At 57.0% G+C, this 24,018-nt stretch carries 18 protein-coding genes, 1 tRNA gene and 1 other RNA gene; 3 read left to right on the top strand and 17 right to left on the bottom strand.

The window, feature by feature from the left end; genetic code table 11:
• Positions 1-17 precede the first annotated feature (17 nt).
• Positions 18-836 carry a nitroreductase family protein gene (locus HF320_RS00570; RefSeq protein WP_169276617.1) on the bottom strand — a complete coding sequence of 273 codons (819 nt, stop codon included), beginning with the start codon at positions 834-836 and terminating at the stop codon, positions 18-20.
• A gap of 345 nt (positions 837-1,181) precedes the next feature.
• Between HF320_RS00570 and HF320_RS00565 the strand changes: the two genes are divergently transcribed.
• A complete protein-coding gene (locus HF320_RS00565) occupies positions 1,182-3,419 on the top strand; it encodes an LTA synthase family protein (RefSeq protein ID WP_169276616.1) in 2,238 nt (745 codons plus the stop codon).
• Positions 3,420-3,728: 309 nt separating this feature from the next.
• Here the strand turns inward: HF320_RS00565 and HF320_RS00560 are convergent, their stop codons facing one another.
• The 7 genes from HF320_RS00560 to tadA all read right to left on the bottom strand — a co-directional run bounded on the left by HF320_RS00560 (position 3,729) and on the right by tadA (position 12,532).
• Positions 3,729-4,598, bottom strand: coding sequence for a class II fructose-bisphosphate aldolase (locus tag HF320_RS00560; protein ID WP_169276615.1), 870 nt, complete (start codon positions 4,596-4,598; stop codon positions 3,729-3,731).
• Between the two features lie 193 nt (positions 4,599-4,791).
• Complete coding sequence (bilS, locus tag HF320_RS00555) at positions 4,792-5,340, bottom strand: flavodoxin family protein BilS (RefSeq protein WP_169276614.1); 549 nt, start codon at positions 5,338-5,340, stop codon at positions 4,792-4,794.
• A 92-nt stretch (positions 5,341-5,432) separates the two neighbouring features.
• Positions 5,433-7,289 (bottom strand): ABC transporter ATP-binding protein, encoded by a 1,857-nt coding sequence (locus HF320_RS00550; RefSeq protein ID WP_169276613.1) that lies wholly within the window; start codon positions 7,287-7,289, stop codon positions 5,433-5,435.
• Positions 7,290-9,080, bottom strand: a complete 1,791-nt coding sequence (locus HF320_RS00545; protein ID WP_169276612.1) for an ABC transporter ATP-binding protein — start codon at positions 9,078-9,080, stop codon at positions 7,290-7,292.
• A 192-nt stretch (positions 9,081-9,272) separates the two neighbouring features.
• Positions 9,273-9,368, bottom strand: an RNA gene (ffs, locus tag HF320_RS00540) — signal recognition particle sRNA small type.
• 87 nt (positions 9,369-9,455) lie between these two features.
• Complete coding sequence (locus HF320_RS00535; RefSeq protein WP_169276611.1) at positions 9,456-10,700, bottom strand: MalY/PatB family protein; 1,245 nt, start codon at positions 10,698-10,700, stop codon at positions 9,456-9,458.
• Positions 10,701-10,786: 86 nt separating this feature from the next.
• Positions 10,787-12,532 carry a tRNA adenosine(34) deaminase TadA gene (gene tadA, locus HF320_RS00530; RefSeq protein WP_169276610.1) on the bottom strand — a complete coding sequence of 582 codons (1,746 nt, stop codon included), beginning with the start codon at positions 12,530-12,532 and terminating at the stop codon, positions 10,787-10,789.
• A gap of 52 nt (positions 12,533-12,584) precedes the next feature.
• On the opposite strand from tadA, the gene HF320_RS00525 reads away from it, so the two are divergent.
• A tRNA-Ser gene (locus HF320_RS00525) sits at positions 12,585-12,675 on the top strand.
• A gap of 444 nt (positions 12,676-13,119) precedes the next feature.
• Here the strand turns inward: HF320_RS00525 and HF320_RS00520 are convergent.
• Positions 13,120-13,692 carry a TetR/AcrR family transcriptional regulator gene (locus tag HF320_RS00520; RefSeq protein WP_169276609.1) on the bottom strand — a complete coding sequence of 191 codons (573 nt, stop codon included), beginning with the start codon at positions 13,690-13,692 and terminating at the stop codon, positions 13,120-13,122.
• 211 nt (positions 13,693-13,903) lie between these two features.
• Here HF320_RS00520 and HF320_RS00515 point away from each other — a divergent pair, with 211 nt between their 5' ends.
• On the top strand, positions 13,904-14,455 hold the full coding sequence (locus HF320_RS00515) for a LemA family protein (protein WP_022387237.1): 552 nt from the start codon (positions 13,904-13,906) through the stop codon (positions 14,453-14,455).
• A 93-nt stretch (positions 14,456-14,548) separates the two neighbouring features.
• On the opposite strand, the gene HF320_RS00510 is transcribed toward HF320_RS00515, so the two are convergent.
• From HF320_RS00510 to HF320_RS00475, 8 genes are all read right to left on the bottom strand, one after another.
• On the bottom strand, positions 14,549-15,304 hold the full coding sequence (locus HF320_RS00510) for a DeoR/GlpR family DNA-binding transcription regulator (protein ID WP_229064754.1): 756 nt from the start codon (positions 15,302-15,304) through the stop codon (positions 14,549-14,551).
• Positions 15,305-15,558: 254 nt separating this feature from the next.
• Entirely contained in the window at positions 15,559-16,800 is a 1,242-nt protein-coding gene (locus HF320_RS00505; protein ID WP_022387235.1) for an Nramp family divalent metal transporter, read from the bottom strand.
• Positions 16,800-18,650 carry a magnesium transporter gene (locus HF320_RS00500; protein WP_169276608.1) on the bottom strand — a complete coding sequence of 617 codons (1,851 nt, stop codon included), beginning with the start codon at positions 18,648-18,650 and terminating at the stop codon, positions 16,800-16,802. Before HF320_RS00500 ends, HF320_RS00505 begins: the two co-directional genes overlap by 1 nt.
• Before the next feature lie 392 nt (positions 18,651-19,042).
• Complete coding sequence (locus HF320_RS00495) at positions 19,043-20,545, bottom strand: polysaccharide deacetylase family protein (RefSeq protein ID WP_169276607.1); 1,503 nt, start codon at positions 20,543-20,545, stop codon at positions 19,043-19,045.
• Positions 20,546-20,677: 132 nt separating this feature from the next.
• Positions 20,678-22,066, bottom strand: a complete 1,389-nt coding sequence (locus tag HF320_RS00490; protein WP_169276606.1) for a polysaccharide deacetylase family protein — start codon at positions 22,064-22,066, stop codon at positions 20,678-20,680.
• A gap of 40 nt (positions 22,067-22,106) precedes the next feature.
• Complete coding sequence (locus HF320_RS00485) at positions 22,107-22,868, bottom strand: PRC-barrel domain containing protein (protein ID WP_169276605.1); 762 nt, start codon at positions 22,866-22,868, stop codon at positions 22,107-22,109.
• Positions 22,869-23,258, bottom strand: a complete 390-nt coding sequence (locus tag HF320_RS00480) for a YtxH domain-containing protein (RefSeq protein WP_022387230.1) — start codon at positions 23,256-23,258, stop codon at positions 22,869-22,871.
• A 98-nt stretch (positions 23,259-23,356) separates the two neighbouring features.
• Complete coding sequence (locus HF320_RS00475) at positions 23,357-24,007, bottom strand: cyanophycin synthetase family protein (RefSeq protein ID WP_248276539.1); 651 nt, start codon at positions 24,005-24,007, stop codon at positions 23,357-23,359.
• Between the last annotated feature and the right edge of the window lie 11 nt (positions 24,008-24,018).

Below are 24,018 nucleotides of genomic sequence, written 5' to 3'. Positions count from 1 at the left end.
TTTCGCGCGACGGTTTGTTATTTACCCTGCCAGTTGTCGAGCCATAGCTGCATCGAACGGCACATTTCGACCATAAAATCGCTCGTGTGCTTACGCGTATAGATATCGTGCACGCGCGAGGCAGGCTCGGTGGCATGCGGGCGAAACATCGCGTCCATCTCGGCAATCTGCTTATCGAGAACTGACGCGTCGGCGCGCTGGTAGCGCTCGCGCATCACCAAGTTGCAGACGGGATGCGGTGTTGCAGGGCGGCGTTTTTTGGGCTCGCCGATAATGAGCATCGAAAGCGGCACGGTGTAGGCCGGAAGGTCAAGCAGCTTGCGCACTTCTTCCTGGCATTCAACGATGTCGCCGATATAGCAGCTGCCAAGCCCCACGGCCTCTGCCGCGATGGTTGCATTCTGAGCCGCGATCACGGCGTCCTGTGCCGCGATGGCAAACTCGCCCAAACCAGGCGCGACGCGCGGGCTCTTACCCGTGCGCTTTGCAAACTCGGGTGTAAAGCAGCCCGCATGTTCAAACAGGTCGATCCACTTAGCGTAGTCGACAACAAACACCAATGCCCAAGGCGCCTTTGCGATCATAGGCTGGTTGTCGCACAGAACCGCGAGGCGATCGCGCGTCTTTTGAGAACGCACGTCGATGATGGAATACATCATCATGGCGCCCGCAGAGGGCGCACGGCTTGCTGCATGCAAAATCGCAGCACGCTGTTCATCGGTGATATCGACACCCTCGGTAAAAGAACGAGTCGAAGAACGCGCATCGATGAGCCCAAGCGTGGCATCATCTGCATACGCTGCGGGAATGGTATCGATGGTTAGCTCGTCTGCCATGAGTTGAATCCCTTCTATTCGCGTTGCTCCATCATGCCACGCGACGCATGAGAAACGGCGGAGAACCGCCGAACGTGGCCGAAAATCGAAAGGAAAGCCCTCGCGACGCGCCTCAGAGAAAACCGATATGTCACTTAGCTTGCACCGTCATTGGAATTGCCCACTTTTTTCAAGGTAACCCTCTGTTGACTTCGTGGCGAAATTCCACAAATAGGGCCGTTTTCGTGCATCAATACGAAATCTCAACATTCCCACGGTACTATGGTTGCTTGCAAAACGCGAAGCATAGGCACGGGCTTCCACGTCCGTGTATACGCCAGATAATTCGCAAAGGAGCCCCACCATATGTTCGCTGCCCTCGTTTCGCTCGTTGGCGCCGCAGGCACGGTACTGCTCGTGCTCAAGCACCTCAAGGCTTGCAAAAGCACGGGAAACACGCCGAGCCGCACGCTCTTTGTCCGCTGCGGCCTCATCCTGCTGATCCAGCTGTTCTTCACTGTCTGGTCTGCCATCGGCCTCGTGGACTGTGCAGACCCCATGGCGGTTGTCGTAGCGATTGTTGCGCACGCACTCCTGTGCGGCTGCGTCTATTTCAATATCCACCGCGATTGCGTACTCGAGCGTCTGCGGGCGCTCCTTGGTGCAGAGGGGAAGTTTGCCCATCCGCTGCTTGGCGCCTCGATCATGCTCCTTCTTGCCGGCGTCTTTGCCACGCTGGGGCTCGAATTCTCTTCCAACCACGACCTCACCTGGATGTACCCCCTGTGCTTGCTGCTCGAGTGGGCGCTCATCGCATTCGCCATGCTGGGACTTTTCTTCCTGTTCCAGCGTCGCTGCGGCGGTGCCGTCGTGCTTGCTGTTGCCCTCTATGTCCTGGGTCTTGCCGAGTACTTTGTCATCCTGTTTAAGTCCATGCCCATCTCCCCCGACGATTTGACGGCCCTCTCCACCGCCGCCGCCGTTGCTGGCACGGGCTTCACATACACGATCACCAGCTTTTGCATGCTGAGCCTTGCCTTTACGGTTATCGCTATCCAGATTTGCACCCTCGCGGCACAGGTTGCGCCCAAACGCCAGAAAGGTTCCTGGCGCGGCCTGGTACTCAACCTGCTGATTGCCATCGTCTGCCTGGGCGGCATTGCTGCACACACTACGCTGCTCGACTACTACCACACCCTCTATATTCAGGTGTACCCCTGGCGCCCGCTTGAGAGCTATTACCGCCAGGGCTTCCTACCCTCGTTCATCTCTGGTGCTCAGACCATCAAGCCTTCCAAACCCGAGGACTACACGGTCTCTGGCGCAAAAAAGCTCATCTCCGAGTACGCAAAGGAGTATGACGGCAACAACCAGACGGGCGGTTCCTCTTCGACGCGGCTTGAGGCCACGAAGCAGTTTGATGAAGAAAAGCCCACGGTCATCGCCGTCATGAACGAGACCTTCTCGGACCTCTCCATCTACCAGAACATGCATGCCGACTATCAGGGCCCCACGTACTTTAAGAGCATCGACAACTGCCTCTCGCGCGGGCGCCTCTACGTCTCCGCCTATGGCGGCGGCACCGCCAACACCGAGTTCGAGTTCCTGACGGGCAACTCCATGGCTTATCTGGGCAGCGGCGTGTATCCGTACACCACATACGACCTCACCGACACCGAGAACCTCGCTGCGCAGTTCAAGTCGCTTGGCTACTACACCACCGCCATGCACCCCAACCATGGCACCAACTGGAACCGCGAGAACGTCTATAAGGACTTTGGCTTTGACCAATTCCTCACCATCAACGACTTCCAGAATGCCGAGACGCTGCGCGGCATGGTGACCGACAAGGCCACGTACGACAAGATTCTTGAGCTGCTGGACACCAACAGTAACCCGCAGTTCATCTTTGACGTGACCATGCAAAACCACTCCGGTTATGACACCGGCCTCATTCCCTATGACAAGCAGATGAACCTGAACATCGACGGCGAGTACAACTCAAACGTCAACGAGTATGTCTCGCTCATTCAGCAGTCCGACGAGGCACTTAAGTACTTCCTCAATAAGCTGAGCAAGCTCGACCGCAAGGTTGTCGTGGTGTTCTGGGGCGACCATCAGCCGTTCTTCCCCGATACGTATAACGACCGCTGGTTCACCAACGAGGACGACGCCACGCACCAGGAACGCCTGTGGCAGACCAGTTACATTATTTGGGCCAACTACGACGTAGCGGGCAATTCCCAGACGAGCCAAGAGGAAGACCTTTCTTCCAACTACTTGAGCTCTGAGCTCATGAAGCTTATCGGCGCGCCCCTCACCGACTACCAGAAGGCCCACCTCACGCTGCGCCAGTCTCTGCCCGCCCTGAACTCCGTGGGCTACGAGGATTCGCAGGATCGCTGGCTGCTCTCCAGCTCAAAGAGCGACGAGGCATATAACGACACCATCGCTGCGGCCTGCGAGAAAGCACGCTCCGATTACCATGCAATGCAGTACTACATGATGTTTGGCGATGGCAAGGACATCTACACCAAGCATTATCAGGACGCCGCAAACGAGACGGACCCGAACCTGGCGCCGGGCACCACTAAGATCAAGTAAGGATTCGGCCCCAAATGGTCGGCCGGGACCCTTTTGCTCGAGCCTGCAAACAGTCCTCCAAATGAGAAAAGCGCCACTGGCTCTTTTCTCATTTGTGCGGAACTTGTCTCGAGCGAAAGGGCCCCGGCCTCATCCCACCAGAAGCCACTAGCCGCTATGCCCGACGTCTGTTTCGGCGGTTCCGGATACGGGGATTAAAAAAGAGTGTGCCCGGCGCGGTCTAAACTGCGCCGGGCACTTTTGGTAGAGGGGAGGCGACGGGATGGAAGGGGGCTGTCGCCTCTCGAGTTTGATCTTTAGAGCAGATGATTACGCGATGGGCTTGGCGCCGTTGGCGAAGACCTTCATGACGTGCTCATAATCCTTGCAGAACGCATCGTAGGCGGTCATCGTCATCTTGTGATAGTACGGGACCTCCTCGTTCTTGAGATCGGCAGTCACTGCCTCGCCAGCGGCCTTGGAGCCGTAGGTGAAGTAGTTGATCTTGCGGATGCCGGCATCGATGGCCTTAGCGTAATCCTCGTCGGAAACACCCGAACCGCCGTGCATGACAAGCGGGGTGAGGGTGCGCTCGCGGATCTGATTCAGCACATCAAAGCAAAGGTGCGGCTCGCCCTTGTACAGGCCGTGGACCGTACCAAACGAGACAGCCAGGATGTCACAGCCGGTTGCCGCGATAAACTCATTGGCCTGATCGGGGTCGGTGTAGATGGCGCCTGCTTCCTCGGCAGTGCCGCCCTCGACCTTTGCACCGGCCTCGCGACTACCCATCGAGCCGAGCTCGCACTCAAGACCGCAGTCAAAGCTGTGGCACATTTCGGCAGCGCGGTGACCGAGCTCGCAGTTGCGCTCGTACGGCAGGAAAGAGCCGTCGAACATGGCACCGTTAAAGCCCATCTCCAGCGCGCGACGCATATAGGACAGGTCCTCGCAGTGATCGAGGTGCACGCAGACAGGAGCAGTGGAGCGCTCGGCAAGAGCAATCAGCACCGGGCCCATGACGTCGAGCGGGGTGATCTCCTCGTGACCCTGAGCATGATCGATGATGACGGGATAACCCAGCTTCTCGGCCGTATCGATTGCAGCACGAGCAGACTCAAGGCTCGGCGAGTTAAAGGCGCCAATGGCCATGTTGTTCTGCTCTGCAATAGCGGTGATGTCACGAAGGTTAACGAGCATGGTGCACATTCCTTTCTAGTGCGGCGCCAGAGTGTCCCAGCGTCAAACTAACCATACGAACTAGCTCTATAGTAGCCGAGATGGGCGTCTACTTGTACATGATTATTTGAACAAGTTTTCGTCACAATAGAAAGCTCCCCTTTTGAATCCAGCCAAAAGGGGAGCCTCCTAGAAAGAAATGATGCTTGCCGCGTTAGAGATTCAGAGCCCGAGCAGCTAAAGACGCAGCGGCCTTAAGATCCTCGGCGTCAGGATGCGCCAAAGCCAAATCGAAGTTGTCGATGAGCGCCTGTGCCCGAGCATCGGTCGGGTTCTTCGCAAGCATGGCCTCGTAGCGTGCGCGAACGCCAGAGCCCATCTTGCCTTGGCACATAAACGCGCCCGCAAGCTCCGCCGTCTGCGGCAGGTGCTCCTTTACACGCTCAATAATCTGATCAAAGTACTCTTGGCTCCCGCCAAAACCACAGGTACCAAAAAGGAAGACGCGCTTTCCGTCCATGCGCTCAAGCAGCTTGGCCACGCCCTCGGTACAAGAGCCCTTATCGCACCAAAAACCAACGCAGACAGCATCGGCTAAAAGCGCCTGACCAGCAACGTCTTCAAGTTGGGCGGTATCGGGTGCATCGGGAAGCTCGACATCGCAGACAAGCTGTACGTCCGATACGGCAAATGCCTCGCGCAACGCCTGTGCCAGCTGCGCCGTATTGCCGCTCTTGCTATTAGTGATCAAAGCAATGTTCATACTCTTCCCCAAACGTTGATGCCAGCTTTGGTTGACCTGCTAGGTTGTACCCAACATTCAGACAGCCAAGCAACTCAGCTCGATCAAGCCCCTTACTCCTCCACAGCCCACTGGCTGTTATACAGGCCGGCGTAGAATCCATTGGCGGCAAGCAGTTCCTCATGCGTGCCACGTTCGATAATCTGACCATCTCGCATGACGAGGATGCAGTCCGCGTTGCGTATGGTACTCAAACGATGCGCGACCACAAAGCTGGTGCGCCCGGTCATGAGCTCGTCAAATGCCTCCTGAACCTGCAGCTCGGTGCGGGTATCAATGCTCGAGGTCGCCTCATCCAGCAAGAGAATCGCCGGATTGGTGAGCATCACGCGGGCAATGCACAAAAGCTGCTTTTGACCTTGGCTAAAAGTCCCGCCGTCCTCGCCAATCATGGTGTCGTAGCCCTGCGGCAGCTGGCGAATAAACTTGTCGGCATGCGCTCGACGAGCCGCCTCGACCACTTGCTCGCGTGTGGCATCCGCACGACCGTACGCGATGTTCTCGTGTACCGTCCCCTCAAATAGCCAGCTATCCTGCAAGACCATGCCAAAGCTGCGACGCAGGCTCGCGCGTGTATACTCGCGCGAAGAGCGGCCATCTACATCAATCTCTCCAGCATCGATATCGTAAAAGCGCAACAACAAGTTGATAAGGGTCGTCTTGCCGCATCCCGTAGGACCGACCAAGGCAAAGCGACGTCCAGGCTGGGCATCGATGCAAATGTCCTGCAAGAGCTTGCGGTCGGGTACGTAGGAAAAGTCAACATGCTTGAGTTGGACTTCGCCGCGCGGCTCCACAAGCTCTGCGGCATCGGCAGCATCCGGTGTCTCCTCGCCAGCATCAAGCAGCGAAAACACACGACGCGCGGAGGCATACGCCGTCTGGATCTGCGTAATGACACTCGTCACTTCGTTGAATGGCTTCGTGTACTGGTTCGCATAGCTCAAAAATGTCTGAACCTGGCCCACCGTCAGCCGCGCCGGCACGCCGGTGATAACGCCCGCGCAACCAATTACCGCCACCACTGCATAGATGATGTTGTTGATAAAACGCGTCCCAGGGTTCGAAAGCGAACTCATAAACTGCGCATGTTCGCCTGCCATATACAGCCGCTCGTTAAGCTCATCAAAGCGCTGTTTGGCATGCGAGCCATAGGCAAACGCGTCCACCAGCTTTTGCTCGCCCACGTATTCCTCGATATGCCCGCCAAGCTGTCCTTGAATGCTTTGCTGAGCCGCAAAGCTCTTGTTAGACAGCTTGGCAATGAGCCCTGCCGCAAAAATGGACAGCGGTGTCACAAGCACCACCACAATGGCCATGGGAACCGAGATGGATAGCATAAACACCAGGGTGCCCACGATAGTCACCACGCCGGTAAACAGCTGGGTGAAACCTTGGAGCAAGCCGTCGCCCACTTGATCAACATCGTTTACCACACGGCTGATAAGGTCGCCGTGCGCATGGGAATCGATAAACGAAAGGGACATGCGCGAAAGCTTATCGGACGCTTCCATACGCATGTCGCGCACCGTTTCGTAGGAAAGGCGGTTTACGCAATAACCCTGGATCCACTGGAAAACAGCGGCAAGCACCACCACAATGGCAAGCTTGACGATGATTGGGGCGAGCGTGGCAAAGTCCACCTTGCCCGCGTCTACGATGCAGTCGATACCCTGGCCGATCAGGATAGGCGTATAGAGCTGCAGCGTCACGGAGATGGCCGCCGATACAAACGAGATGATAAACGACGCCATGTGAGGGCGCACGTAGGAAAGCAAGCGACGCGTAACCTTGCCCGCCGGCATGGGAGGGACGTTGCGCTTGGGCCCTCCCAGATCATTGAGATTGTCGTTGCCCGAAACGCTCGCGGTCACCGTCGCGACCGAACCGGTAGATGCGTAAGGATTCATCTAACACACCCCCTTTACGGATGCGGACTCGTCGCGCTTGAACTGCGAGAGGCAGATCTCGCGATAGAGTTCACAGGTTTCAAACAGCTCGTCATGCGTACCCAAGCCCGCCACGGCGCCGTGACTCAGCACGCAGATCATGTCGGCGCCACGCACCGTGGAAACACGCTGTGAAACGATAACCGTTGTGAGCGGCAGCCCTCCGCTCGCACGCCCTTCTTCGCTGCGACGCTTCACCGCACGGCGCAAGGCAGCATCGGTCTTAAAATCAAGCGCCGAAGCGGAATCGTCCATGATAAGAATGAGCGGGTTGCCCACAAGGGCGCGAGCGATGGTCAGACGCTGGCGCTGACCACCCGAGAAGTTCTTGCCGCCCGCCTCCACCGGACTATCGAGCCCTTGAGGCAGCTTGCGCACAAACTCGGCTGCCTGCGCCACCTCGAGCGCCTGCCATAGACCCTCATCCGAAGCCTTGGCATCTCGCCACTGCAAATTGGAGCGAATGGTCCCCGTAACAAGCGAAGCGCGCTGCGGAACAATGCCCACCACATGGCGCAATTGCTCAAGCAGCCATGCGCGTACATCCTTGCCCATTACGCGCACAGTGCCCGAAGTGGTGTCGTATAGACGCGGCGCAAGCGAGACCATGGTCGACTTGCCTGAGCCCGTACCGCCGATAATGCCAAGCGTCACGCCGATCGGCAGGCCAAGCGTCACGCCGTCCACGGCGGCAGCAGCGCCCTCACCAAAAGCAAATGACGCCTGCTCGAATTCCAGAGCCAGCATGCCCGCCGCCTCGGATGCGCAGGGCAGCTCCACCAACCCATTGCCCGCATCGGTAATGCTCGGGCGCGCATGGAGCACCTCATTGACGCGGGAAGCCGAAGCGCTCGCTTTGGTGAAGACCACCACGAGGTTCGCAACATACACGATGGAGAGCAACGTCTGCGTCATATAGTTCACAAAGGCGATAACCTGGCCCTGCGAGAGGTTGCCCACGTTCACCTGGACACCGCCAGCCCACAGGATGGCGCAAACAGCAAGATTCATCACCAAAAACGTCACGGGGTTAAGCGTCGAGGACAGGCGCCCCACGGTAATCGCCGTCTGTGTTTGATCGGCAGCGGCCTCATGAAAACGCTTTCGTTCGTGCTCCTCGCGTACAAAAGCTCGTACCACGCGCGCGCCCGAAAGCCCTTCACGACAGATAAGCGCAATGCGGTCGAGCTTTTGCTGCATCTGCTTGAAATACGGCACGCAACGCGCCATCACAACCCAAAAGACAATACCAATGAGCGGCGTCGAAACAAGGAAGATAAGCCCGAGTTTCACGTCGATAAGCAGCGCGGCAACCATGGAGCCAATAGCCAAAAACGGCCAGCGAATCAGTTGGCGCACGCCCAAGGCCACGGCAAGCTGCACTTGGTTAACGTCGTTGGTAATACGCGTGATAAGCGACGGGGTGCCAAAGCGATCGAGCTCGGCGTAGGAGAGTTCGTTGATATGCTCGTAAAGCTCTCCGCGAATCACCGTTCCCATACCCTGCGATGCGAGGGCAGCCATCTTCTGGCATACAAGCGTGAACAGAATGCCCAAGGCAGCCATTGCAACCAGCAGCAAACCGTACATGGCCACAGCGTGAACGTCGCGCGCGCCCACGCCGCGATCGATCATGCGGGCGATGACAAGAGGTGTGAACAGATCGAACAAGACTTCGATCAACTTGCAGGCAGGGCCAACGACAAAGTACTTTCGATACGGCCCGGAATAACGTCTAAGCAGCTCAAGCATGCGCAGCGCTTCCCTTTCGTTTCACGACAACATGGCCCGCCGACATGCGGCAAGCAGCAAACACCAACAGCGCTGCGGACTTGCGCGATGGTTCACGAGGTCATGATAGAACAATTAGGTAAACAGGCGGTAAAGAAAGATGCACCTTATGCCGCTGCGAAAAGGGTCTCTCGGCATGAAAAAAGCCGTGCGCGCTCGATGGATCCGGATGCCCGTCAGAGGCTCCTTATGGCTGCTTCCTCCCGGACCTGACCAGATTCGGAACATATCGTCATCCGAACCCATCGAGCGCGCACGGCGCTGTTGTTATATAGTAGCCGCTCCCCCGCCTCGCGTCCATATCTTCACGAGAGGCACGCGAGACGGAAGAAAAAGTTACTCCGCAAGCACGCGCGCAATGCGCTCGCAAGCATCGAGCAGCATGGTACGCGGCGTGGGAACGCACATGCGCTGGAAGAACTCACCACCGTCGGGATCAAAATTGCTTCCATCCTGCAGTAGCACTTGGGCTTCGTCGTAGATGCGACGGTGTAGCTCGGTGCCATCGATACCAAGTTTGCGGCAGCGGGCCTCAAAATCGAACCACAGGATATAGGTGCCCTCGGGACGACGCACGCCAACGTCGGGAAGATGGTCGGCAAAGTATGCGATCACGGTATCAAAGTTGGCCTCGATATAAGCTTTTACCTGCTCATACCAGTCGTCGCCCTCGTTGTAGGCCGCGATTACCGCACTGATGGCAAAGGGGTTCGGCTCAACAAAGCCGCGAATCTTCTCAAAACATGCCTTGTCCTGTGCATTGCTAAAAAACACATTGGTTGCAGCAAGGCCGGCAAGGTTGAATGTCTTATTCACCGCCGTGCAGGTTATCACGCGAGCCTCAGGCGCCACCTGCGCCATGTGATGCATCGTTATGCCCTCACACACTAGGTCGCCATGAATTTCGTCGGCAACAATCAGCACATCGTGCTTCATGCAGATCTGGGCCATGCGCTCGAGTTCTTCGACAGACCACACGCGGCCGACCGGATTATGCGGGTTGCAAAGGATAAACATCTTTGCTTCGGGACGCGCGGCGAGCTCCTCCAGATTGTCGAAATCGATAGAGTAGTAAAGGTCGCCCTCAGGATCCTTGGCAGTATGGCGAATGAGCTGGTTGTTCAAAATCATGCGGTCGTTGTCCTCGACAACGTGCATGAACGGCGGGTAGACCGGACGCTGGATAATAATCCCATCGCCAGGCTTTGTGAACGCCCGGACGCAAACGTCAAGCGCCTTGACGGTGCCCGCGCTGAGCGACATAAGATCGCAGTCAACGTCCCACCTGTCATGGCGCGCAAACCAGCCGCGGATGGCATCCGTGTATGCACTGCAGCCATCGAGGGTGGAATAGCCAAAAATGCCATGGTCGACGGTAGCATGTAGGGCGTCGAGGATGGGCTGCGCACAGCGCAGGTCCATATCTGCCGTAAAGAGAGCGATATGGTTATCGGTAATCTCTTTGACGCCAAGCCGCTTGGCAAGAGACTCGGCACAGCTCCACTTTTGCGAATAGCTGCGAGCGTCGTGGCGGCGGTCAATCGGTCGACCAAAATCATATGCGACATGTTGGGAAGACATGCTGAACCTTTCTTCTGCTCATCAAATGACATGCATCGTAGCACCTCGGACGCACTGCGCCGTCGCGAATGCGGACGACAGGCGGGCTACAACAGATAAGCGCGAACAGCTGCGTCGCCCGCGATGCGCGCATTCTCGCGAGCAACAGCAGGGTCAAGGGCACACTCCAGCGCAAGCGGACGAGGCACAAGAGGGACTACAAGATCGATACCGGCGCGATACACCTCATCGATGTCATTGGCCCTGCCTCCAACAATCGCCACCACAGGCTTTCCCGCTACCTTGGCTCGTTTGGCCACGCCGACAGGAGCCTTTCCGGCAGCCGTCTGGTTGTCCATGTTGCCCTCTCCCGTGATAATCAAATTGGCATGAGCGGCCGCTTCATCAAACCCAACAAGATCGAGCATCGTCTCGATACCCGATGACATGCGCGCGCCCAACGCGAGAAGCGCAGCGCCTGTGCCACCGGCAGCGCCCGCACCGGGAACCGCCATGATTGAACGGGGGCGAGCACCCCTCTCGCCCACCTGCAGGGCGTCACCATCGTGCGCATCACGCGCCTGTGTGAGAAGCCTGCCATAGCGGACCAGATTGGCATCTGCTTGGTCAAGGGCAACGGCCGGAGCGCCCTGCGCGCATAAGCCTTTCTGCGGCCCAAAGATTCGCGCCGCGCCACGAGCCCCCACCAGCGGATTCGTCACATCGTTCAATACCGATACCGAGACATTCCGCAAGCGCTCAAGTGCCGGCGAAAGATCGATTGAAGCCAGGTTCTCAAGGCCACGAAGCCCGCGGCCAATTTGCCCGCCGGCTTCGTCGAGCAGGCGCGCTCCAAGAGCCATGAGCAGGCCCGCACCACCATCGGTAGAGGCGCTCCCCCCTAAACCGATGTAGAGAGACGTAGCGCCACGATCCAGAGCGTGAACGATCAGCTGCCCCACACCAAAGGTAGAGGCATCGAGGGCAGCATCGTATGTGCAAGAAGATTGCGTAATGCCATCCGCCTGCGCCAACTCAATCACAGCAAACGGTCCTGTCGTGCCCTCATCATCGACAAAGAGGTAGCGAGCCTGGCACAAAAAACCCAAGGGGCCCTCGACCTTGGTCTCTACCAATTCACCGCCAAGAGAACGATGGACAGCCTCGCACGTTCCCTCGCCGCCGTCGGCTATTGCAATCTTCTCTACCTGCGCGCCCGGAGCGGCATGGAGAACGCCCTCCTCAACCCAGTCTTCAATCTGCGCGCTTGTAGCGCAGCCTTTAAAGGAATCGATTGCAAGAAGCACGCGCGGCCCCAGTTGTGCCTCATCGGCGTTCGGGCAGCAGCACGGCAGCGGCGCTTCCTCGCGGCTCAGTGCACTGGCGCGCGTGCCGTCGCGCAGCTGAGAAAAAAAGCCCTGCAGCAGCTTGGAACACTCATCCTGAAGCACGCCCGATGCCACTTCAAAGGCATGATTGAGACGATTATCGCGACTTAAGTCATACAAGCTCCCCACGGCGCCGCCTTTGGGATCGGGCGCGCCAAAGACGCAACGCTCGATGCGAGAATTGACCATAAGCCCTGCGCACATAAGGCACGGCTCAAGTGTCACGTAGACGGTACAGCCCGTAAGGCGCCATCGCCCAAGGACGCGCGCCGCCTCAAGCAACGCGAGGAACTCCGCATGAGCAGAGGGGTCTTTGTCGAGTTCGCGCCGATTATGCGCCCTGGCGATTACGCGCCCCTCAAAGACCACCGCCGCCCCAATGGGCACTTCGCCCGCCTGGGCAGCAAGCGCAGCCTCATCAAGCGCCACGCGCATAAAACGCTCATCTTCATGTCGCTGTGCCATTATGAACCCTTCGCCGATATCCACCCAATTCGATGCTATCATTAAGCCTTACGGAGAGATGGCAGAGCGGTTTAATGCGGCGGTCTTGAAAACCGTTGAGCGTGATGAGCGCTCCGGGGGTTCGAATCCCCCTCTCTCCGCCATTTCTTTTTCATAGAATTCCTAATAATCGAATAATTGCCCAAAGAAGCCCCTTGCCGCCACGTGCTGGCGGAGGGAGGGGGATTCGAACCCGACAGGGCGCGCAGCGTTAAGAAAACGCGCCGGTGGCGCGTTTTTAGCGAAGCGCGGTCGGCGCTTGCCGCCGACCGGGTAAATTTTGAGCGCAGCTCAAAATTTGGATATCCCCCGTCCTTTGAGCACACCCTCGATGTCAGTCCTCGGCTCAATCATCGAAGCGGGCTGAGCGCAGACCGAGCAACCGTCAGCCAGATGCGAGCCGAGCGCGACCCCGACCGGGTAAATTTTGAGCGCAGCTCAAAATTTGGACATCCCCCGCCCTTTGAGCACACCCTCGATGCCAGTCCTCGGTTCAGTCAGCGAAACAGGCCGAACGCAGACCGAGCAAGCGTCTGCCAACACGGCCCCTATTTATTCTCGAGCACTCTCGTAACCAGCACGTTAGAAACTTGCACGAAATGCTCCTCGTTTTCGCGGCGGTCGTCGCTTGCCCACCACATGCGAATCAGACGCATGATGCCGCCCGCAATGAAATCGGAGGCGGGGTCCAAAAGATCAAGTTGATCCTCGCCAGCAGAGAGCTCAGAAGCATAGCGGCTGCGTATCAAGCCCGAAACCGTCTCGCAGATCTTGAAGGTGAGCATCGCGCTCACCGAACTCGTGAGCACGTTATCCATAAGCTTCTCGTGCTCCAAGAAAAAGTCGATCAGCATTTGGAAGATTGCCTGGCGTTCGTCCACCGACGCCGCCTTTGCGGCCTGCTCCTGTGTTACGCGCTCCACAAAATTCGAGCACAGGCTATCGACATAAAATGAGAAATAGGCCGTTTTATCCGCAAAGTGCTTATAGAACGTCGTGCGGCGAATCATAGCCCGATCGCACAGCATCGCAACGGTAACGTCTTCGAACCGATGCTCTTCGAGCAATTCGGTGAAAGCGGCGAACAGTGCCCGATAGGTTTTTTGCACACGAAGATCCATAAGGTCAAGCCTTTCAAAAACGCTTACGGCCCCATTATGCACGTAAGATAAATTGCGCATGTCGTTGATTTTGCAAGCGCACGCTCTTTTTAGAAGAAAACCCACGCGCCAACGCCGCATGCTTCAACTTGCACGGTGGGTATACTGTGGGTATCATGCGCGGCAATATCGCATGGTTCTCGCCGCGCCGCATTACAGAAACGGAGCACTCATGATTCCGGTCGTCATTGGCATCATCATCGTCATCGCTATCGTTTGCGCGATAGTTGGCGTCTACAATAACCTCGTTACGCTGCGCAATCGCATCGATAACGCTTGGCAAAACATCGACACGCAGCTCCAGCGCCGCTGCGATCTGATTGCAAATCTGGTCGAGACGGTCAAGGGCTACGCCAAACACGAGAAAGAGACTCTCGAGGCCGTTATCTCCGCCCGCAATGCCACCGTCTCCGCAGACTCTCCCGACAAAAAGATGGAAGCCAACAACGCTCTTTCCGGAGCCCTGCGTCAGCTCTTCGCCGTGGCCGAGTCCTATCCCGACCTCAAGGCAAACACCAACTTCGCACATCTACAGGCTACGCTCGAGGACACCGAGAACAAGGTGAGCTATGCGCGCCAGAGCTACAACGACTGCGTTCTCAACTACAACAACGCCATCCAAACGTTCCCCGGCGTCATCTTTGCCGGCATCTTCCAGTTCAAGCCCCGCACGGGCTTTGAGGCCAGCAACGAGTCCCGTCAGGCTCCGAAAGTTCAGTTCTAGCCATTGTTTCACATGTAACATGCACGACGCCCGCCCCTCAACAAGAGAGGCGGGCGTTTTATCTACCCGTTGTCCCACAAAGACGGCTAAGAACTAGTCGTCGTCGGTGGTGATGAGCCTGGTCTTTGCATCCATGTCGCGAATGCTGCTGGCAAGAGCCGTGCCCGGATCGTAATCGGTAAGAATCGCGTCAAAGTCGTTTACGCCCGCATAACGAATAAAATCGGGGCGACGGACCTTGCTGGCGTCCATAAGCATATAATGCTCGCGCGAATGCTCGAGCATCAGCGTTTTAACCTCGGCATTGCCCGAGTTATCGGCTGTGAAGCCATAATCGGGATGGAAGGAATCGGTAGCAAGGAAAGCCTTATCGGCATAAACCTTATCCAGAATGTCGTTGGTGATAAATCCCGTCGCATACTGACGATCACGACGAAGCACGCCGCCCAAAAGCAGCACTTCTGCATTAGGAAGATTCGCGCCGGCAAAGGTGGCGATCGACAAATCGTGCGTCACGATCGTGATATTGTGGAACTCGGTCAGACAGCACACAAACTCAAACGTGGTAGTGCCGGTATCGACCAGGATCGAATCGCCATCCTTAACAAACAACGCCGCCTGCTCGGCGACACCGCGCTTGGCCTCGACATTCTTATTTAGACGCTGATCGGGATAGGTGACCGTAATGGTGCGCTTGATGGAAACAGCACCACCGTGCGTGCGGCGAAGCGCACCACCACTCTCCAGCGTTGCCAGGTCATTGCGCGCGGTAACCTCCGAAACGCCAAATTGCTCGCAGATATCCGAAACCTGAATCGAAGAGCGCCTATTGACCTCTTCAACGATCATTGCACGACGTTCGTCAATCGATATCTTTCGATTTTCTCTTGGCGCAGTCTCCCACATACGCATGCCTCCGATCGATGTAACGTTTCTCAACTGGGTATTTTTTGCATCTTGTCTAGTATAAGAGAGAAGTGCAGATAACAACCTTATTATCGATAAACGTTGCGAAAGTCTCCGTAAGCATACGAAAATAGCAAAACGCGACAGGGTATCCCCTGCCGCGTTGCGTCAAACTTATGAATTCGAAAGCTCGCGCGTCAATATCCAAGCGCCTGGAGCACAAACATAACCACCGTGAGCACCGTAATAATGCCAATAGCCGCCCAGGTAAGAGCGTTCCATGCACGACCGTTGCGATAACGCCCCATGATGTGCTTATCCTGTGCGATAAATACCAAAAATACCAGCACGACAGGAAGCAGTACGCCGTTGATCACCTGCGAGATCATCATAATCTGGAACAGGTCGACGCCCGGCAGCAGAACGAGCACCGCAGATACCGCGACGATACCGGTAATAAGGCCTCGATAGACCGGCGCCTCCTCCCAGGTGCGGTCGGCACCGCGCTCCCAGCCAAATGCCTCGCAAATGGCGCTTGAGGTGACGCCCGGCAGCACGCATGCTGCAAGGAAGCTCGCAGCGACGAGGCCCGAAGCAAACAGTACCGTCGAAAACTCGCCGGCAATAGGCTCGAGGGCGAGCGCCGCGTCCGCCGCGTCGGCGATCTTGATGCCCGCCGGGAACAGCACGGTTCCCGTCGTGATGATGATGAACCAAGCAATGATGTCTGCCGTGACAGAACCGCTCACAGCATCGATGCGCTGAAGAGTCAAATCTTCCTCAGTAGCGTGCTTGTCAACAACATTGCTCTGCGCCAGAAAGATCATCCACGGGGCGATGGTGGTACCGATCGTTGCCACCACGAGCGAGACATACGAGGGATCGCTTGAAACAGAAGGCACGACCGTCGCATAGGCAACCTCGCCCCAGTTGGGGCCAGCCATGAAGGCGGCCACCACATAGGCAATGAATACGCAGCTCACCAGCAGCAAAATCTTCTCGATGCGCTGAAAACTGCCCGACATGGTAAGCAGCCAGATAAGAAGGGCGACCAGCGGCACCGAGATACTCGCAGGAATACCAAATAGAGCAAGGCCACTCGCGATGCCCGCGAACTCAGAAATGGTAACAGCGGTGTTTGCAATCAGCAGGGCAGCCATTGCGAGCACACTCTTGCGCACACCGAAGCGTTCGCGAATAAGGGATGCCAGACCTTTGCCGGTCACGCATCCGCAACGCGCGGCCGTCTCCTGCGTTACGATCAACAGAATCGTCATCACAGGAAGCATCCAAAGCATCTGGTAGCCATACGATGCGCCCGCGCTGGAATAGGTGGCGATACCGCCAGCATCATTGCCAGAAAGCGCTGCGAGCAGGCCTGGGCCCATGGCGCCCAGGATGGCCGCCAGCGTTAGTTTTTTCTTGGTCTCCTCGCGCATTACGCCCCCATGATGCTAACTATCGCCAGTACGGCAAGCGCAGAGAAAAGAACTGCCGAGATAAGCACCGAGGTAAGCTGCATCGCCGTGCCCGAAACGGCTTTATCGTGCTCATCGCACCAATACAGCGCCTTGAGGTAGATAACAGAGCTCATGGACGAGAGCAGTGTCACGAGTGCCGCAACGTTAAAGCACGAAATGAACAACTGCGCCTTCCAGACCGTGATATCGGTGAACGCCGCGGTGGCAACAAGCTGGCCACACAGGTACACGACCAGAGCCAGGATTAAGCCGGTCACCGTGTTTTGCAGCCAGAACCACAGGTAGGGGCGTTTCTCGTCATCGCCGTCGTCGTTTTCGAGGAAGAAGTTCTTCACAAACGCAACCATACGCGTCGCAGCGAGAAGCACCACCGGCATCGCGCACATGGGGAAAATAAACAGCATCGAGTTATCGCAAAGGGTATTGAGCACCGAGGCCATGATGACGGAGCACACGGCCCAGACCACAATCCAGTACTGGCGCTGCACAAACCACGCAATGGCATGCGAAGTCTCGCCGGTCGTGTTTTCACCACCGGCAGAAACACCGGCAATCTGCAGGTCTTCCTGGTGCTCCTCGGTCATGACGTCCATTGCATCGTCAACGGTGACGATACCCAAGATATGGCGATTCTCATCGCAAACAGGAATGGCGGCGAGATTGTACTTGGACATCTCCTCGGCCACTTCCTCCTGGTCGCGGTCGGGCTCGACATAGACCACGTCGCGGTAGGCGAGGTCGCGCAAAAGCTCATCCGGCTCGGCAATCACCAAGGCGCGCATGGAAAGCACACCAGAAAGAGCGCCGTCGGCATCGGTGGTGTACAGGTAGTAAACGCTCTCGAAGTCCTCGTCGAGGCGCTTGAGGGCATTGACGGCATCGGTCACGTTGGCCGTTCCGGGAAGCGCCACGAACTCGGAAGTCATGATACGGCCGGCGGTATCGTCCTCGTAACCCAAAAGGGTTCGAATGGCTTTCTCCTCCTTGACGCCCATCAGGCGCAGAAGTTTCTCGGCCTTCTCGTAATCCAGCTCGTCGATCAAGGCGGCAGCGTCGTCCGGGTCCATCATGGCGAGCATCGAGGACGCATCGCGATCGGAGAGGCCCTCGAGCATCTCGGCAACCAGCTCGTCGTCATCAAGCTCTGTAATGGCCTCGGCAGCCTGAGACGTATCGAGCTGTGCAAAAACCTGGCTGCGCAGGCGCGGGTCGAGCTGCTCGATGATGTCGGCGATATCTGCCGGGTGCAGCTCGCCAAGAGTCTTATGCGAAACGGAGAGCTTGATCTGCTGCGTACTGCGCTCCAGCAGATCCATATACGACCAAGCAATGATATCCTCGGGCAGCGGCTTGCCCAAGGCCTTTGCCACAGCAGAAACCGCGCGCTCGATGGCGGGATGCAATGCTCGCAAAAGTCCGCGAGCTCCCACCTCGGCGCCCAGCAAACGCAGCTGGTTTTCGCCCGAAGCGGAAAGCTTGATATCGTTTACGCGCACGACCTTCATGCCCTGCGTGTCCACGATCTGCTTGTTCATGATATCGCGCGCTAACAGCACCTCGTCGGGCTGCAGATAGGAGAAGCGAATATCGGTCGAGGGATATTTAAGATACACGCCGTCATCGTCAAAATGGTCGACGTATTTACGCCAAGAGATCATGAAGGGCGTCTTGGACGGGCCCTGGAAGGCCAACGACGTAACACGCGGGAAGACCTCGCCCGTGGCGATGCCCAGGTCGTTGACGACACCCATTTTTTCACCCGTCGAGTCGATAACGGGCAATTTGAGCATTTCGGAGAGATAGTTCATAGTGCTCCTATGCTTGTTCGGTCCTTACGGCGCAAAACGCCCAGGGAACGGATGATGCATATATGCAGCTGTCGGCCATACGCTAAAGTGCGGCGCAAGTCACCCCATGCGCGCGTCTTCTGTGCAGCCCAGCTACCAAAGAGCACTCGCAGGGGTTAGCTACTGTGTGGTCGGGGTTTAGATTTCACCTGTTGCCTTTCTTCTAACCCTACGATCAAATTCATGGCATGCCACCGAGCACAAAACGACCTTCTCCAAGAAGGACATTTCGCACCAGCAAAAGGCCATGAGCGCTCTAACTATAGCATCCAAAATGCACCGGGAAGCAATATTCTTTCATGCAGACGTGCGCTATACCAAACGATAACGCGCGCATAACAAAACCTAGCTTGTTATTTTTCGGGCAAGACAGCATCTTTGGGCATCGAAACCGTCCCCTTCACCACGTCCTTAGGGAAACGGCTGTCTTTTGCCATGAGCTCCGAGACCGTAAGGAACGTATAGCCTTGCGCCTTGAGTTTATCGATGATATGGGGCAGCGCCTCGATATCCTGGGAACGGTCACCTCCGCCGTCGTGCATGAGCACGATAGACCCGTTAAACGCATGGGAAAGCACCATATCGGTAATGGCAGCGGCGCCTGGGCGCTTCCAGTCCAGCGTATCGATGTTCCACAGCACGTTGCAGCTAATCAGATCTGCCGAGCGCGCCCATTCCGTATCCGTGAATGCTCCGTAAGGTGCACGAATCATCTGCAGGCGCTTGCCCGAAGCCTTCTCGAGAGCATCAAATGCGCTCGTGATCTCGGAACGAAGATCATCTTTGCCCAGCGTAGGAAGATTTTGATGTTTATTTGTATGGCTTGCCAGCTCATGACCCCCGTCAAGCACGGCTTTTGTGAGAGAAGGGCTTTTGCCCGCCTGATTACCAAGGTTGTAGAAGGTGGCATGCACGCCCTTTTGCGCCAGGATGTCGAGAATTTGCTGAGTATAGGGCGAAGGGCCATCGTCAAAAGTCAAGGCGATGTATTTACCGCCATCGGAAGGCTTGGGCGTGAGCGAAGCGATCTTCATATCGGTTGCTTCCTGCACCACTTCCTTATCCACCGTCTCTCCGGAAGTCTTACCGTGCCACACCTTCTTTTTTCCGGCTTTTCCCCATTGGGAGACAAACTGAATAGCCCCGCCCTTCTCCATCTGGATGCCGGGAGCCATCGTCACCGTCTCCTCGGAGTGCTCTTCTGTCGCATCCGCGCCATTGCCCACCGTGACGGTATTTCCATCCTCAAGCTTGAACGAAGGGGCATCGGAGAGTTTAACCTCCTGGCCGTTCACACTTACTGCGCAACGATCTCCCCCGCGTTCGTCAATCACGTTTCCGCCCACCGAAAGCAGTTTGCCCGGCTGTGCATCAAAGTAGTTGTTGTCGGCAAGGTACTTGTCGAGCGAAGTTCCGATGCGGACCTGTTTTGCCTGGTCATTTACTGTAATGTGCACTGGGCGAAGAAAGCACATCCAGCCCACCCCGGCACCGATCAAGACCACAAGGGCACAAAGCACGATAAGGGGGATATGGCTGTGGCCGGTGTGACCGCCCGAGGAAACCGTAAACTTCGATTTCTTGAGAGAGACAACGCCGCTCGCTTTCGAGCCACCAACGGGCAAGGGCACATGAAGCTTTGCCGGCCTAGAGACGCCCGCATCTTTCCGATGCGGTTGCGTAGGTTTGCCGGGAGCTCCATATACGCGAGCGGTGCCCGCCGCTTTATAGCGCCGGGGCTCATGGCTCGACGCATGTGGCCAAGACGGAGCCGCGGGTCCATGATGCATCTGTGGCTTCGCCTGAGGCGCCCCGCTCTTATCGGTATGCTTTTGTCCCCGAATATCCTTGGTCATGTTGCCTCGCCCTTACCATGTCAAACACCCCATCATGCTTTTTTGGCATGAGTGTAGCAGCGCATAGGCTGGCACGACAGTTACAAATTCGTCATCTAACAGTACGGAAAGGCACCACACGATGCGGATGGTCTATTCGGTCGTCGCATCCGCATCGTCATCGGACTGCGCAGGCAGCGCGGGAAGGGCGGCGCCCTTGGGCATCGATGCCTGCGACAGGTCGATTGCACCCCTCAGATCCTTATCGGTTGCAATCAGGTCGTCAAGCGTCACAAACGTATAACCATCAGCCAATAGCCTATCGATAATCTGGGGCAGTGCCTCGACAGTCTGAGCCGACGTCTCGTCATTATCCGTCATGGACACGATGTTGCCATTCGAGACCGAAGCGGTGACGGTCTCGACAACGCTCTCGACACCCGGACGTAGCCAATCGCCTGAGTCGAAGCTCCAAGACACGGCAGCGCCCATCAAATCCATAGCCGTCGCCCACTGCTCTTCGCTCATGCGACCATCGGCCGAACGAACGAGAGCCGTCTTGTCGCCCGTCGCTGAACTCACTGCGTCGAGCCCCTTTGCCAAGGCATTGCGAAGCGAATCGCCCGTCTTGTCGCCCAACGAGGCATACAGGCCCACTTCGCAACCAGCATCCGCGATAGCACGCGCCTGGCCTGCATAGGTAGAAGCGTTATCCGAACTCAAGAAAAAGGTTGCGGTAATGCCTTTCTCTTTAAGAATCTCGAGAATCTGATCGGTATATTTGCTCGGCGCACTGTTAAAGGTAAGGGCAACGTACTTTCCGGACTTTGGTTTAACCGATGCGCAAGCCACCACGGCATTTACCGGCTTTTTCACCACGCCACGGTCTTGCGTCTTGCCAGAAGTCTTACCGGTCCAAACCTCACTACGGCCAGCCTCGCCCCAAGTTTTCACGTACTGGATGGCTCCCGACCCCTCAAAGGAAATGGCCGGTTGGATGGTGGCCGCCTTGATATCGTGCTCCTCGTACGTGTCGCGACCGTTTGCGATGGTAAGCTTCTCGCCGCCAGTAAGCTTAATCGAAGAAAGCTTGCTGTTCTCGATCTGCTTCTTGCCCAGCTTGACCGAAATCTTCTCGCCGCCGCGCTTGGTGAGCACGGAATCGTCCACCGCCAGCAAATTGCCAGCGCGAACCTCGATGTTCTGGCTATCGATGAGCTGCTCGATCGTCGAATTGATGCGAACCTGAACCGTCGAGCCATTGAGCTCTACATCGACCGTGCGGTTGGTATAACCGATAACAGCGGCAACAAACAGCAGAAACGCACAGCCCACTGCAATAAAAGCGTATGGGTTGCGCTTGTTGGGACGCATGTTGCGGCGTCGATTGCTGCGGCCAAAACCCTGTGTATGGTGCAGATACGTAGCCCCTGGCTTCTTGGCGCGGCGACGCGCCGAGGACGGAAGCTGCTGACCTACAGGCGCATGCCGATAGGTGGGTCGTTTTTTATGCGTGGAGTAGGACGTGGTGTATTGAGGCAATGCGTATCCCCTCCCCTTCTTTCGCGATCCGCGATCGACGTTACTTTGCGCGCTTCTTTTTTGCCGGTGTGCCCGCCGCCTTCTTGTATTCGGCAGCGAACGATTTGAACATGCCCTTGGTGCGGCCCAACTGTTTGCCCAATGCCTTCGAGCCACGATCGAGGGCAACCGAGCCCTTGTCGTCCAGAACCTTGGCCCCCGCCTTGACCTTGGTGGACACAGCCACGCTCGCCTCGGCGGCATGCGCAGCAGCGCCGCCGGAGAAGCTAAGGTCGAGAACCTCGTCGGCCACGATCATCGCGCCGTCACGATACCCCTTGAGGTAAGACGCCGGCATCTGGATATCACCCAGAAGCGCACTCGAGGCCATACCGCCCGTAAGCTGGAAATGATCCACCTCACCGGTCTTTGAATCAAAGGCAGCCTCTGCACAATATCCAACCGACTTGCCCGATTTGGTGCGCACATCCATGCCTGTCCAAATAAGACAGCGATCGAGATCAATCCCCAGTCGCTTTGCAGCCGGCGCATCGAAATTCTCTTTTGCGTCGACCACGCACGGCACGCCTTCATACATCTCGAGGGCATCGAGGGGAACAAACTTGTCGGGCTGTTTGACCATGCCCACGATATCGGGCAGCTTGATCATAAAGCCAACAACGCGTGTCCCATTAGGCGTAAACACGGGAAAGTGCACCCTTCCGAGCTTTTTGGGCTCTTTGGGTGCACCGTTTTTATCCAGCCGCTTGTCAGGTGCGGGAATGCGATAGATGCGCTTTCCCTGGATATCAGCTACCAGCATTTATGCCTCGGGAGCTGCCTCGGTATCGACGGCGGGTTCATCCTCAACCGTCTCGACGACCACGTCGGCAGCAGGGGTCACCGTACCGCCGGCAATAGCATCGTTGAGCTGCTCGCGCAGCTGGTCCATGCGCTCACGAGCAAGGTCGACCTTGGCGCGGAGCTCATCGGTTTTGGCATCGACCATGGGGCCGAAGTCGGTTGCAGCGGTACGAGCCTGGTCAACGCCCTGCTCGTAGGCGTCGCGGGCATTATCCCACGCGTCGTTGGCAATATCGGCTGCCATCGCGCGCGTCTCGGCGCCAGAGCGCGGAGCGAGCATGATGCCGGCAATCGTGCCTGCGGCAGCACCGAAGAAAGCGCCTGCTGCGAAGTTAAATGCTTTACCCATGTCGTTTCCTCCCAAGGAGAGACTCCATCGAATGTTGTTCCATTATACCCACCTGTCGCATGGGCGCGACAATGTGACCGATCGGCTATTAGCGATGCCTAACCGAGAGGCGTTGGGTCCACGCCCTCATGCGAGGTGTGAGATCCCTCGGCAGCAGCCCCGCCAAACACGGCGTCCACATGTGCAGAGAAAGCGTCCGGCGAAACTCCCTCGGTGTCGATAACCGCAGGGACCTCGCTTTCGTCCTTCGCCTCAGATGCATCCGGCTGCTCGCCACGCACAGTAAGAACCAAATTGCGAAGCGCCGCAACGGTGCCCGGAAAATCGGGGGCAGGAGCATTGCCATGCAAAAACGCCCAGTCCATCATGAATGTGGCAGACGAAAGAGCGCCGATCGTCAAAGTGTCGTCGGGACAGGAAAGCTCAACCTCAAACGTGCGGTCCTCACCCGAAACGCGACGCGTACGGCCACAGGAGATGTCACCGGCAAGACCGGTCTCGCGCATGATCTCGACACTCAGGTGCTCCAGCAGGTGGGCAACCTCGGTCTCATGCATGCAATCCTGAAACTCACGGCCTGCATCACCTAGGCACAGGTGATGGGCAATCTCGGGAGCAAGATAGTAAACGCGCGCAGTCGCCTCGATATCTTCCGAAGTCATGGTTGGCAAGCCCTCGTTCACGGCAATGCGCGCCGTAAGCTTCTCGGCGCCCACCATGATCTTCTCTATATTGAACAGCTCAGACATATGCCGCTCTT

Origin of the sequence: Collinsella acetigenes (assembly GCF_012844445.1) — a bacterium.
In the GTDB taxonomy this organism is placed as follows: Bacteria; Actinomycetota; Coriobacteriia; order Coriobacteriales; family Coriobacteriaceae; genus Collinsella; species Collinsella acetigenes.
The sequence above is the reverse complement of the archived record's forward strand: the minus strand, read 5'-3'. Positions and strand labels throughout refer to the sequence as shown.